The 12,655-nt window shown below is 67.7% G+C and carries 14 protein-coding genes; 7 read left to right on the top strand and 7 right to left on the bottom strand.

Annotated features, from left to right (window positions below):
• Positions 1 to 437, top strand: a 437-nt coding sequence (locus QZ609_RS18430) for a YajQ family cyclic di-GMP-binding protein (protein WP_295497812.1), incomplete at its 5' end; no start/stop codon positions are given.
• A 67-nt stretch (positions 438 to 504) separates the two neighbouring features.
• On the opposite strand, the gene QZ609_RS18425 is transcribed toward QZ609_RS18430, so the two are convergent.
• Positions 505 to 2,898, bottom strand: coding sequence for an acylase (locus tag QZ609_RS18425; protein WP_295497810.1), 2,394 nt, complete (start codon positions 2,896 to 2,898; stop codon positions 505 to 507).
• Between the two features lie 157 nt (positions 2,899 to 3,055).
• On the opposite strand from QZ609_RS18425, the gene QZ609_RS18420 reads away from it, so the two are divergent.
• A complete protein-coding gene (locus QZ609_RS18420) occupies positions 3,056 to 4,084 on the top strand; it encodes a helix-turn-helix domain-containing protein (RefSeq protein ID WP_295497808.1) in 1,029 nt (342 codons plus the stop codon).
• A gap of 9 nt (positions 4,085 to 4,093) precedes the next feature.
• Here the strand turns inward: QZ609_RS18420 and plsY are convergent, their stop codons facing one another.
• The 5 genes from plsY to QZ609_RS18395 form a co-directional block, all read right to left on the bottom strand.
• Complete coding sequence (gene plsY / locus QZ609_RS18415; RefSeq protein ID WP_295497806.1) at positions 4,094 to 4,717, bottom strand: glycerol-3-phosphate 1-O-acyltransferase PlsY; 624 nt, start codon at positions 4,715 to 4,717, stop codon at positions 4,094 to 4,096.
• A 69-nt stretch (positions 4,718 to 4,786) separates the two neighbouring features.
• Positions 4,787 to 5,278, bottom strand: a complete 492-nt coding sequence (gene ybaK, locus QZ609_RS18410) for a Cys-tRNA(Pro) deacylase (RefSeq protein ID WP_295497804.1) — start codon at positions 5,276 to 5,278, stop codon at positions 4,787 to 4,789.
• A 16-nt stretch (positions 5,279 to 5,294) separates the two neighbouring features.
• Entirely contained in the window at positions 5,295 to 6,230 is a 936-nt protein-coding gene (gene xerD / locus QZ609_RS18405) for a site-specific tyrosine recombinase XerD (RefSeq protein WP_295497802.1), read from the bottom strand.
• On the bottom strand, positions 6,227 to 6,703 hold the full coding sequence (locus QZ609_RS18400; RefSeq protein ID WP_295497800.1) for a methylated-DNA--[protein]-cysteine S-methyltransferase: 477 nt from the start codon (positions 6,701 to 6,703) through the stop codon (positions 6,227 to 6,229). Before QZ609_RS18400 ends, xerD begins: the two co-directional genes overlap by 4 nt.
• A gap of 64 nt (positions 6,704 to 6,767) precedes the next feature.
• Positions 6,768 to 7,418, bottom strand: coding sequence for a chalcone isomerase family protein (locus QZ609_RS18395; RefSeq protein WP_295497798.1), 651 nt, complete (start codon positions 7,416 to 7,418; stop codon positions 6,768 to 6,770).
• Between the two features lie 298 nt (positions 7,419 to 7,716).
• Between QZ609_RS18395 and QZ609_RS18390 the strand changes: the two genes are divergently transcribed.
• From QZ609_RS18390 to QZ609_RS18370, 5 genes are read left to right on the top strand one after another with little or no spacing between them, the layout of a single operon-like run.
• Entirely contained in the window at positions 7,717 to 8,499 is a 783-nt protein-coding gene (locus tag QZ609_RS18390; RefSeq protein WP_295497796.1) for an SDR family NAD(P)-dependent oxidoreductase, read from the top strand.
• Positions 8,500 to 8,527: 28 nt separating this feature from the next.
• A complete protein-coding gene (locus tag QZ609_RS18385; RefSeq protein ID WP_295497816.1) occupies positions 8,528 to 8,857 on the top strand; it encodes an L-rhamnose mutarotase in 330 nt (109 codons plus the stop codon).
• A 26-nt stretch (positions 8,858 to 8,883) separates the two neighbouring features.
• Positions 8,884 to 9,780, top strand: a complete 897-nt coding sequence (locus tag QZ609_RS18380) for an amidohydrolase family protein (RefSeq protein WP_295497814.1) — start codon at positions 8,884 to 8,886, stop codon at positions 9,778 to 9,780.
• Positions 9,781 to 9,827: 47 nt separating this feature from the next.
• Positions 9,828 to 10,892: an L-rhamnose/proton symporter RhaT gene (gene rhaT, locus QZ609_RS18375; RefSeq protein WP_295497794.1), complete on the top strand. Its 1,065-nt coding sequence runs from the start codon at positions 9,828 to 9,830 to the stop codon at positions 10,890 to 10,892.
• 10 nt (positions 10,893 to 10,902) lie between these two features.
• A complete protein-coding gene (locus tag QZ609_RS18370; RefSeq protein WP_295497792.1) occupies positions 10,903 to 12,138 on the top strand; it encodes a carbohydrate porin in 1,236 nt (411 codons plus the stop codon).
• Positions 12,139 to 12,143: 5 nt separating this feature from the next.
• Here the strand turns inward: QZ609_RS18370 and queG are convergent.
• Positions 12,144 to 12,655: tRNA epoxyqueuosine(34) reductase QueG (gene queG / locus QZ609_RS18365; RefSeq protein ID WP_295497790.1), on the bottom strand; the 512-nt coding region annotated here is incomplete at its 5' end.

The following is a 12,655-nucleotide window of genomic DNA, read 5'->3' as shown; positions in this document are numbered from 1 at the left end:
ACGCCGTGGAACAGGCCAACAAAGAGATTTCGACGCGATTCGACTTCAAGGGCTCCGACGCCCGCGTCGAGCACAAGGAGCAGGAGCTGACGCTGTTTGCCGATGACGACTTCAAGATCAGCCAGGTCACTGACGTGCTGCTGGCCAAGCTCGCCAAGCGTAACGTCGACGTGCGCTTCCTGGACTACCAGGACAAGCAGAAGATCAGCGGCGACAAGATGAAGCAGGTCGTCAAGATCAAGAAGGGCGTCACGGGTGATCTGGCCAAGAAGATCGTCAAGCAGATCAAGGACAGCAAGATCAAGGTGCAGGCCAGCATCCAGGGCGACGCGGTGCGCGTGACCGGCGCCAAGCGCGATGACCTGCAAAACGTGATCGCCATGCTGCGCAAGGACGTGTCGGATGCGCCGCTGGATTTCAACAACTTCCGCGACTGATCGCCTAGTCGGTCATCCAAGCAAAACGCCCCGCACGAGCGGGGCGTTTGCATTGGCGGCAACCGATTTATTGCGACAGCTTGGTCACCTTCAGCGCCGGATCGGCGGTGATGGCCGCTTCCGAGAATGGCAGGCGGTTCCAGCGCTTGCCTGAGAATTCGCGCATCTGGTCGAACGCGTGCGGCGAGGCCGCGTCAGTCGATTCGCCGTAGGTGAGCAAGGCGTCGGCCACCGGGCCCTGACTGTCGAACGTGACGGTCTGGATGTAGCTGGTGCCGAAGTACACCGGCAAGCCCTTCGGCCCAATCGGCAGGCTCTGCAGCTTGTTGAGCACGCCTTCGTACTCCTCGCCGCCGTGCAGGGCGATGAGGCCATCCGGCGCGCGCGCCGCCTGCACCGTGCCCAACCGCGCATCCAGCGCGAAACCTGCCGTGCGCACCGCGCCCACCGCATCCTTCAGCGCCTTGAACACCGCCGTGCGGACGGCCGCGTCGTTCATGCGCAGGCCGCGCGGCGTGTCGATTGGGTCGGCTGGGTTGAAGTCGACGGCGTACACGTGCGGGATGTCCTTGGCCCGCATCCAGAACTCGCGGAACAGGTGGGCGGCGCGGGCGTCGGCGTTGCTGGTGCGGTTCCATACCGTGAGCGCCGCGCAGCCGTCGCGCACGTCGGCGTCGAGGTTCGCGGGGTTGCCGCCAGCCTTGCATGCGAACAGCAGGTCGTCTGCAACCAGATGTCCGGCCAGGTTGGCATCGCGGAAGATCATCGCCTGCAGGTTCGGCAGATTCACGCGGTTGCCGGGCAGCCCGTCGGTGCCGGCCAGGCGGCGACCGATCTCGATCAGGCCGATGCGCGTGCGCAGGCGCTGCGGCACATCAGTCGAGCCCATCACCGGCGAGAAACCGGTCAGCTTCTGCGCGGGGTTGGTCAGCCACGAGCTGTCGTTGCTGTTGGCGACGAAGTCATCGCGCTCCAGCACCGGCATGCGCGCGGGCGCCACCAGCCCCGGCACCGGCGAGTCCGGGTCGACTTGCCAGTTGCACGCGCTGCGCGAGCCGTCGAGCAGCACCAGCCCCACGCCCTTGAACAGCTTGTCGGCCAGCGGCGACGGCGCGCAGCGCTTGAGCGTCTCGGCGGACACGTCCGGCGTGGTCGACACGTCGGCGAACAGCGCGCGGCCGTTGCGGTCGGTGGCGATGGTGTTGACCCAGGGGATGCCCAGGTTGCCGATCGCCTGGCGGATGCCCGCCACGTCCTTGGCCTGCGCGATGTGCAGCCACGTGTCGATCGAGCGCGTGTTGTTGCGGTTGGCGTCGCGCAGCGCGTAGGCCTTCTGCGAGGTCCATGGCATGCCGCCCGCGGGCATCGACAGCACGGGGCCGTACTCGGTGCTGTAGAAGGTGTGCGTGCGGTGCTCGATGCGGCCGTCCGGCAGCTTCACGTCGAAGGCGACCGTGCGCGTGGTCATCTTGTGCGGCGTGCCGTCGACCAGGTAGGTGGTCGGGTCGCCCTCGGCCAGCTTCAGCTCGAACAGCGTGAAGCGGCGGCCGGTGGAGACGGTGTGTGTCCACGCCACGTCCCGGTTGAAGCCGATGCTGACGACCGGGAAGGCGGCGATCGACGCGCCCATCACGTCCAGCTTGCCGGGCACCGTCAGGTGGACCTGGTAGAAGCGGTTGGTGGTCGTCCACGGGAAGTGCGGGTTGCCCAGCAGCGCGCCGTGGCCGTTGTCGGTGGCGGCGGCACCGAAGGCCCAGCCATTGGAGCCGATCGGCATGTCGCGCAGTTGCAGTTCGCGATCCAGCGCGGCGGTGTCGACCGCATGCGGCGGGATCACGCGGTTCGAGACGGGTGCACCGCCCGGCGGCTGCGCGGCGACGATGCTGTTGAGCATGGCCCCGGCGCTGGCCTGGATGGCCTTCTCCTCGCCCATGCGCAGCATGTCGGCCAGCGTGAGCGGGCGCACCCAGGCGGCGCTGCGGCACGCGGTGGGGAAGTTGGCGGCCGGCGTGTCCTTCAGATACCGGTTGTAGCCGGCGATGTAGCCGCGCAGCAGCTCGCGTGCCTCGGGCGACATCAGCGCATAGCCGGCGCGCAGGCCGGCCTCGTCGAAGGCGCCCTTGAAGAAGGCGTCCGCCTGCGCGTTCGGGACGGGCTTGAACGAGACGCTCACGGTGCCATCCGGCCCGAACGTCTTCGAGCGTTCGCCGTTGACGGTGACGACCTGGTCGGCCAGCAGGCAGACGTTGTCCTGCGCGTAGGCGTAGGCCATGCCGTAGCCGAGGCTGGCGTAGTCGTTGGCGCGGATGTGTGGAATGCCGAAGCTGGTGCGGCGGATCTCGGCCGAGAGGCCGGTGTCGCTGAGCGTACCCCAGCCGCTGTCGGTCGTGCTCGCGCAGCCCGCCAGCGCCGCAAGCGCGGCCATGGTGAGCGTGCTGCGCAGTGCGAATCCCTGCGTCATGCGTTGTCTCCTGATCTTGGTGTCGTTATGGGTGAGTGCGTCTGCGCGCAGCCACCGACGCATCGTCAATCGGACGGGTCTGATTCGAAAGAGGTATTCCCGCCAGAGTTGGGGTCAATATCGCCACGTAGATCACCGCTTGTGCCTATACTGCGGCATGCCGACCATCGACCTTCTGACCTTTCCCGACGCTGGTTTTTCCATGCTGGCGACCGCCGCCGATACGCTGGGCGTGGCCAATGCGCTGGCCTCCATGCAGGCCGGCAAGCGGGCCCGGCAGGGGGACAATCGCGCCAACGCGCCGGCGTTCGGCTGGCGGCTTATCGCACGCGATCCGGCACGCTGGCGGGCGGCGGCCGGCACGCTGGCTTGTCGCTGCGAGGCGTTGCCCGCAGACGACTCCGCACTTGGCGACGCGCTGATCGTCCCGCCGCTGCATTTCGACCACATCGGCACGCTGGAGCAGCGCCTGGCCTTGCTGGAGCTGGAGCGCGCCACCATCCGCCGCTATCTGGAGGCGGGGCGGCTGGTGGCGTCGCCCTTCACCGGCGTGGCGATGCTGGCCGATGTGCTGCCGCCCGGCCAGCGCTTGACAGTGACGTGGCTGATCGCGGGCTGGCTGCAGGGCAACTTCCCGCATCTGAAACCGGCACCGGCGCAGGCCATCGTCAGCAGCGGCAACGTCATCACCGCGCGGGCGATGGAGCACGGTGTCGCGCTCGTGCATCGCGTGGTGGGCCGGCTGGCCGAGGCACGGCTGGCACGCACGCTGGCCAATGCCGTGCTCGACCATCCGTCGCGCGGCGAGGCCATCGGCATCTGGCTGCGCAGCAAGCCTGCCATCCGCGACAGCGTGGTGCTGCGCGCGCGGCGCTACCTGCAGCAGCATCTGCACGAGCCGTTCGACCTGGGCAAGCTGGCCGCCGCCGCCTCGACCAGCGAGCGCACGCTATTGCGGCATTTCACGAAAACGGTGGGGACGTCGCCGCTGCAATTGCTGCACCGGCTGCGCGTGGAGCGCGCCTGTCACCTGCTGGAAGTCAGCACGCTGAGCCTGACGGCGATTGCCGAGCAGTGCGGCTATCAGGACATGTCCGCCTTCCGGCGGCTGATCCGGCGGCACACGGGGCGGCCGCCGGGAGAACATCGGCGCGCGCATTCCGTACGCGCCGAGTTACGGAGTTAGGTGGCGCAGTTAAATCGCTTTCTTCTTCTCGCCGATGCGGCTTTCCTTGCCGGCCAGCAGCTTGGTGATATTGGCGCGGTGGCGCGCGATCAGCAGCACCGACATCACTGCGATGGCGCCGGCGATCCAGTCGAAACCGAACAGCAGCACGTAGTAGAACGGTGCGAACAGCGCCGACACCAGCGCCGCCAGCGACGAGTAGCGGAAGAACCCGGCGATGATGATCCACGTTGCCAGCGTCGCCAGCCCGAGCCACGGGTTCAGCGCCAGCAGCACACCGGCCGCCGTGGCCACGCCCTTGCCGCCGACAAAGCGGTGGAACACCGGATACAGGTGACCGAGGAACACCGCCACCGTCACCAGGGCGATGCCGGTATCGCCCACGCCGAACTGCGGCGCCAGGCGCTGTGCCAGCCAGACCGCAAACCAGCCCTTGGCCGCGTCGCCCAGCAGCGTGAATATTGCTGCCTTCTTGTTGCCCGAGCGCAGCACGTTGGTGGCGCCCGGGTTGCCGGAGCCATAGGTGCGCGGATCGGCCAGGCCCATCACGCGGCTCACCACCACGGCAAAGGAGACGGAGCCGATCAGGTAGGCGGCGACGGCAAAGAGAACGGTGGCGACAACTGGGGACATAGGTATTTGGTGAATTCGGGCTGCGCGATTGTAGCGTGCGCGTAGGGTGCCTCAGCCGCCGTGTCCGTTTCAATCGGGGTTTGCACAGTGCACCGGCTGCGCGTTCAGCACCGTGGTCAGCACGTCCGGCGCCAGGCTCACCAGGAAGCCGCGCCGCCCGCCGTTGATGTAGATGCGCTCCAGCGCCAGCACCGACGCTTCCACGTACACCGGCATCGCCTTGCGCACGCCAAACGGCGAGGTGCCGCCGACCAGGTAGCCGCTGTGCCGCTGCGCCACCTCCGGCTTGCAGGGCTGGATGTTCTTGCGGCCAGCCTGGCGCGCGAGATTCTTGGTGGAGACCGAGCAGTCGCCGTGCATCAGCACGATCAGCGGCTTGGCGTGCTCGTCCTCCATCACCAGTGTCTTGACCACGTGGTGCTCGTCCACGCCGAGCTGGCGGGAAGACTCCGTCGTGCCGCCGTGCTCGACATAGTCGTACGTGTGTTCGGTAAAGGCGACGCCGTGGGCCTTGAGGAACTGCGTGGCGGGCGTCTCGGAAACGTGCTTGGACTTGCTCATGCGGGGCAGGGAAGAACTATCCGCGCGGATGGTGCTGCGCATGCAGCGTGCGCAGCCGCTCGCGCGCGACGTGGGTGTAGATCTGCGTGGTGGAGATGTCCGCGTGGCCGAGCAGCATCTGCACCACGCGCAGGTCGGCGCCGTGATTCAGCAGGTGCGTGGCGAACGCGTGCCGCAGCGTGTGCGGCGACAGCGGTGCGCGGATGTCGGCACGCAGCGCATAGCGCTTGATGAGGTGCCAGAACGCCTGGCGCGTCATGCCGTCGCCGCGCGCGGTGACGAACAGCGCGTCGGCGGTGCGCTCGCCCAGCAGCGCCGTGCGGCCGTCGCGTAGATAGCGCCGCAGCCAGTCGCCGGCCTCGGCGCCGAACGGCACCAGCCGGTCCTTGCCGCCCTTGCCGCCGATCACGCGCACCACGCCCTCGTTCAGGCCGACTTCCACCGTCTTCAGCGCGACGATCTCCGACACGCGCAGGCCGCTCGCATACATCAGCTCGATCATGGCGCGGTCGCGCAGGCCGAGCGGGGTGTCCACATCCGGTGCGTTGATCAGCGCCTCGACCTGGGCTTCGGACAGCGTCTTGGGAAAGCGCGGCGGCTGCTTGGCAGTGGGCAGCAGGCGCGACGGGTCGGTGGCGACCACGTGCTCGCGCAAGGCCCACTGGAAGAAGCGCTTGAATACCGTGCGGCGCCGGTTGGCGGACGACGCACGGCTCTCGGCGTGGCGCGCGGCGAAGTAGTCGGCCAGGTCACCGTCTTCGGTGTCGGCGATGGATTTGCTGCGCTCGGCCAGCCAGTGCGCGTACAGCGTCAGGTCGCGCCGGTACGCATCGAGCGTGTTGCGCGCGAGGCCGTCCTCCAGCCAGAGCGCGTCGCAGAAACGCTGGATGGCCTCCGCGCTGGGTGGGGGCAGGGCGGCTGCTTCCGCTGCCTTCGGTGCAACTTTGCTCATATCAGCATCACGCCTTCGTGGCGTAGCAGCCAGTGCTTGATGTTCAGGAGGTAGCCGTCGACGTGGTGCGAGAACCCGCCAATGCCCGAGGCGCTGACCACGCGGTGACACGGGATGATGATGGGAAACCAGTTGTCGCCGCACGCCTGGCCCACCGCGCGTGGCACGCTGCCAATCTGTTTGGCGACGGCGCCATAGGTGGTGACGCCGCCGCGCGGCACGGCGCGGATGGCGTCCCACACGCGGTGCTGGAAGTCGGTGCCGGCCGGCGTGAGCGGCACGTCGAAGGTGGCGTCGGGGTTGGCGTAGTAGGCGTCGAGCTGGCGCGCGAGTTTGCGGATCAGCGGGTCTTCGGGGCCGACCGTTGGCACGCTGTCCGGCAGGTAGACGAGTTCGCGCACGCCGCCGTTGGCCACGCGCACGCCCAGCTTGCCGAACGGCGCTTCCAGGACGGCATCGAAGGGGGAGGGCATGGCGGTGCGGGGCGTGGAAAAACGATCCTGTGAATCTAGCACAGGGGGCCATCCCACATCGAGTTCAGGAGCCGAGCAGCCCGTTCTTGAGATCGCGGTCGACCGGGTTGTTGCCGATGAAGATGCTCAGCACGGCCTGGTAGAAATCCTCGCCGGGGATCGGCTTGCCGCGCGGTGCGCCGTTGACGCAGATGATGGTGCCGGCTTCGGGCGTGTAGTCGAAGTCGATGGTGTCGCCGCGGTGGGTGGCGCCGATCTGCCGCATGGCCTGCTCGAGCTGGGTCAGGCGGTCCGACAGCCGTTCGATCTGCGGTTCGGTCTGGTTGCGGCGGATGCCGTTGTTCAGGGCGTGGATGAATGTGTCGGCACCGACCTCGCGCAGCGGATGGATCTGCAGGCGCTTGGGCCCCTTCATGCCCAGGATGACGGCAGCGTTCTTGGCGCGCTCCGGCAGGTACAGCCCCGCCACATAGCCCTTGATGACGAACACCGAGCGCAGCCCAGCGCCATTGAGCGGCAGCTCGCGGCCGGCCAGGCGCACGGCATCGTCGAAGTGCACGCCCTCGATATCGACTGCCGCCCACGCCGGCAGCGCGCACGCGCCCAGCAGCATGGCGCCTGCCACGCAGCGGCGCCACATGCGGGCCGCAGCAGTGGAGCGGGCGCGCACTGGGAAACGCAGTGCGCGGCAGGCGGAAACGAGGGCGGGAAACATTGAATACGGGTGATTTTCGGAAGGGCTCCATTTTGGCGCTTGTGACATTTTCAACAATTGGTATCTGCCCTGATGCGCAACCGTTTGCGTACCGCGCGGTATAAGGCCTTACGTTAACCAGTCTTAACCCGCGCTTTTACCACCCGAGCTTTGCGCGTGACGTGTGCGACTTAAAACTGCACAGACCGTTATTCCAAAGTGGAATTAACGCGTCCGGTTTTTCGATTAGTCCTGTGCGGGCGATTTCACTACAGTCGGCCGATCGCACGTCGATGCGAGCCCAACAGGAGACCCGATCGTGTTACTGCAGGACAAATCCGTCATCGTTACCGGCGCGTCGCGCGGCATTGGCCGGGCCACCGCGCTGGCCTGCGCGCGCGAGGGCGCCGATGTGCTGATCAACTATCGCGCCCCCGCAGACGCCAGCGCGCAGCATGCCCAGGCTGCGGACGACGTGGTGCAGGCCGTCCGCGCGCTGGGCCGCCGCGCCATCGCCGTGGAGGGTGACGTCGGCGACCCGGCCACCGGAGAACGACTGGTGGCCGCGGCGGTGGACGCGTTCGGCAAGGTCGACGTGCTGGTCAGCAACGCCGGTATCTGCCCGTTCCACACGCTGCTCGACATGCCCGATGCGGTGTTTGAGACCACCATGCACGTCAACCTGCACGGTGCGTTCTATGTGACGCGGGCCGTTGCCCGCCAGATGGTCAAGCAGGGCCACGGCGGCGCCATCGTATCGACCAGTTCGATCAGCGCGCTGGTCGGCGGCGAGATGCAGACGCACTACACGCCCACCAAGGCAGGCGTGCATTCGCTCATGCAGTCGTGCGCCGTGGCGCTGGGGCGGCACGGCATCCGCTGCAATTCCGTCCTGCCCGGCACCATCGAGACCGACATCAACCAGCAGGACCTGGCCGCGCCAGGCAAGCGTGAATACTTCGAGCGGCGCATCCCGCTCGGCCGCCTCGGTCAGCCGGAAGACGTGGCCGACTGCGTGGTGTTCCTGGCCTCCGATCGTGCGCGCTATGTGACCGGCGCGGCGCTGCTGATCGACGGCGGCCTGTTCGTCAATCTGCAGTAGGAGGCGGCCCGTCATGCCAACCGAACCGCTGCAGACCCGCGCCTTCACCATGCGCCTGTTCCCAGGCATGGCCGATGTCTACGCGGTGCGTCACGACGCCATCTGGCCCGAGCTGGAGGCCGCCTTGCACGATGCCGGGGTGGTCGACTACCGCATCTTCCTCGACGAGGCCAGCGGCACGCTGTTCGCCGTGCTGCATCACGTGGCAGACCACCGCCTCGACAGCTTGCCTGACCTGCCGGTCATGCGCCGCTGGTGGGATGCCATGGCCGACCTGATGGAGACCGGTCCCGACAACGTGCCGCGCCAATGGCCATTGCGGCCGGTCTTCACGTTGCGCAGCCGGGAGCCGGCATGATGCGCTACGGCCCGTCCCCGACCGGCCTGCATGTGGTCGATGCGCACATGCATCTGTGGGACCCGGCGGTGCTCACGTATCAGTGGCTGGCGCAGCCCAAGATATCGTTTGCCGGCGACGCGGCGAAGCTGCCGCAACCCTACGGGCTCGCCGAGTACCGCCGCGATGCCGCATTCGCGGCCGTGCCCGTGCACGTGCACAAGATCGTCCACATCGAGGCCAACGCCGACGACCCGATGGCCGAGACCGCCTGGCTGCAGCGCCTGGCCAAGACCGACCCGGCGGGCATGCCCAACGCCATTGTCGCCGCGGCGGACCTGACCGGGCCGCACGTGGGCGACGCGTTGGCCCGGCAGGCCACGTACGCCAATGTGCGCGGCATTCGCCAGATCCTGAACCGCCATGTCGACGCGCATTTCCGCTACGTCGAGCGCGACTACCTCAACGATCCGGCCTGGCAACGCGGCTTCGGATGGCTGGCGCGGCATCACCTGTCGTTCGACCTGCAGCTCTATCCCACGCAGATGGCCGACGCGGTGCGGTTGGCACGGCGCCATCCCGATACGCTGCTGATCCTCAACCACGCCGGCATGTTCGTCGACCGCGGCAGCGTGGCCGGCTACCGCCTCTGGCGTGACGGGCTGCGCGCGCTGGCTGCCTGCGACAACGTCTGCATCAAGCTCTCCGGTCTGGTCATGGTCGATCACGCCTGGACCGTCGAGAGCCTGCGCCCCTACGTGCTGAAAGCCATCGACCTGTTCGGCCCGGCGCGCTGCCTGTTCGCCTCCAACTTTCCCGTCGACGGTCTGCACGCGACCTATGGCGCGGTCTGGCGCACGTGGGCAGAGATCGTGGTCGGCGCCTCGGCCGACGAGCAGCACGCGCTGTTCGGCGGCAATGCGGAGCGCGTGTACCGGCTCTAGCGCCCGCCTGCAATCAAAAGAACAACACACAACCATCAGGAGACACCATGGAGATCGCCAGCGGCGTGCTCTATCACTTCATCGGCGGGTTCTCGTCGGGCAGCTTCTACCTGCCGTTCAAGCGCGTGCGCGTGTGGGCGTGGGAGAGCTACTGGATCGTCGGCGGGCTGTTTTCATGGCTGATCGTGCCGTGGTTGGCGGCGGCGCTTACTGTGCCGGATTTTCTCGACATCATCCGCGCCACCGCGGGGTCGACGCTGGGCTGGACGTATCTGTTCGGTCTGCTGTGGGGCATCGGCGGCATGACTTTCGGCCTATCGTTGCGCTACCTGGGGATGTCGCTGGGGATGTCGGTGGTGCTGGGCACATGCTCGATCTTCGGCGCGCTGGTGCCGCTGGTCTATCGCGATGTCGTGGGCGCGCCGGATGGCGAGGGCTTGCGCGCCATGCTGGCGTCGTCGGCGGGTGAATGGCTGATGGCCGGCATCGCCGCCTGCGTCGTTGGCATCGCCATCTGTGGCAAGGCGGGCATGATGAAGGAACGGGCACTGGCGGCCAAGGGCACGGCGCCGGAGGGCAACGAATTCGACCTCGCGCGCGGGCTGGCGGTGGCGCTGGTGTCGGGGGCGCTGAGCGCGTGTTTCAGCTTCGGCATCCAGGCCGGCCAGCCGATGGCGCAGGCCGCTGTCGCGCACGGGCACGATCCGCTGTTCCAGAACAACGTGGTGTTCGTGGTGGTGCTGTGGGGCGGTCTGACCACCAACCTGCTGTGGTGCCTGTACCTGAACTGGCGCAACCGCACCTTCGGCGACTATCGCGACCGTTCGGCGCCGCTGCTGCCGAACTACCTGCTGTCGGCGGCGGCAGGGTCGATCTGGTTCCTGCAGTTCTTCTTCTATGGCATGGGCGCGAGCAAGCTGGGCAACGGCGCCAGCTCGTGGATCCTGCACATGTCATTCATCATCCTCGTGTCGAACGCGTGGGGCCTCTTGCTGCGCGAATGGCAGGGCACCGGCAGCCGTACGCGCGCGGTCGTGCTGTTGGGGATCGCGGCGATCCTGCTGTCGGTGGCGCTCACCGGCTACGGTGACGCGCAGTTGCATGCGGAGTGAGGCCTGCCCGATGCCCACATATGCACGACGCCGGCGCCGCCTTGCGCGCACACTGACGCTGAGCGCCGGCCTGACAGTCTCAGGCGCGGTCGACGCCTTCGAATTCAAGGGCTATATCCGCTCGGAGCAGGCTTGGAGCAATGGCCACTCGCCGGCCTGCTTCCACCTGCCCGGCGCGCCCGCCAAGTACCGCTACGGCAACGAATGCCAGACCTACAGCGAACTGCTCGGCTCGCAAGAACTGGCGGATTTCGGTGGGGGCACCACGCTGACCGGTACGGCGATGGTCGGCTTGAACGACGGGCCGAGCCGCGTGCCGACCTTCACGCCGCACCATGGCGACATGCGCCTGCCGCAGGCCTATCTGCGGTTGAACAATGTCGCGGCGCTCGGCAATGGGCGCCTGTGGGCGGGCCGCCAGTACTACCGGCGCAACGACATCCATATCAACGATTTCTTCTACTGGAACCCGAGCGGCCTGGGCGCCGGGCTGGAAAATGCCGACCTGGGCCTGGGCGGCCCACAACTCAGTTATGCGTGGTTCCGTTCAGACGGCCACCACCAGCGGGACTACGCCAACCGGCACGACATGCAGCTCTCTGGCATGGCGACCAACCCGGGCGGCGAACTCCAGGCAGGCGTGTCGTTCATCCAGCGCGCCGGGCAGGTGGCGGGCAGTCATGCTGGCTGGTCAGTCACGCTGCACCACCTGCAGACCGGCGTGGTGGGCGGCAAGAACCGGGCGGCGCTGCAATACGGTCAGGGGCCCGGCATCGGCCTGGGGCACACGGGCACGCTCACGGCTGGGCACGACACGCGGCGCTGGCGCGTGCTGGATGCGTGGGATTGGCAGTCCGGCAACTTCGGCGGGCAGATCGGTGTGGTGCACCAGCGCGATATCGCGCCGGCCGCGGAGGGTGGCGGGCAGCGCTGGTGGTCATTCGGTATCCGCCCCGTCTATGCGGTGGCTGAGCACCTGAAGTTCGTGCTCGAGCTCGGCCACGATCGCGTCACACCCGACGGTGGTCCGACGCGGCACCTGACCAAGGTGACGGTCGCCCCGGTGTTGTCGATGGGGCGCACCTTCTGGAGTCGGCCTGAACTGCGCTTCTTCCATACCTACGCGCGCTGGAACCAGGCCGCGCAAGCGGCCGCTGCGCCCGGCAACCCGCTATCGACCACCGGCGTATTTGGCTCGGCGTTGGCAGGTCACACGATCGGCTTGCACTTTGAGACGTGGTGGTGAGCCGCTCAGGCGGCCAGCGCCCAGGCCACGTGCTCACGCACCAGTTCGGAGGCGTCTTCCGCGCGCGCGCGCAGCGCGTCCTGTAGCCGCGCGCGCGCGGTCTCGGGCAGCGGCCCCCGCAGCGCATTGCCCAGGGCCACCGCAATGTTGCGCAGCCAGCGCTCATGCCCGATGCGCCGGATCGGGCTGCCTTCCAGCCGCTGGTTGAACTCGGCCTCCGTCCAGCCGAACAGCTCCACCAGCGACACCGCGTCGAGCCCGTTGCGCACGTCAAAGTCCGGCAGGTTGGCGTGCACGGCAAATTTGTTCCACGGGCAGGCTAGCTGGCAATCGTCGCAGCCATAGACGCGGTTCCCCATCGCCTCACGCAGCTCGATCGGGATCGCGCCCTTGTGCTCGATAGTGAGATACGAGATGCAGCGGCGCGCGTCCACCACGTAGGGCGCGACGATGGCCTGCGTTGGGCACACGTCGATGCAGCGCGTGCAGTTGCCGCAGCGGGGCTCGACGGGCGGGT

This window comes from uncultured Ralstonia sp., assembly GCA_913056305.1.
Classification (GTDB): domain Bacteria; phylum Pseudomonadota; class Gammaproteobacteria; order Burkholderiales; family Burkholderiaceae; genus Ralstonia.
Note: the sequence above shows the minus strand (reverse complement) of the source record. Positions and strands in the feature narration are given on the sequence as shown.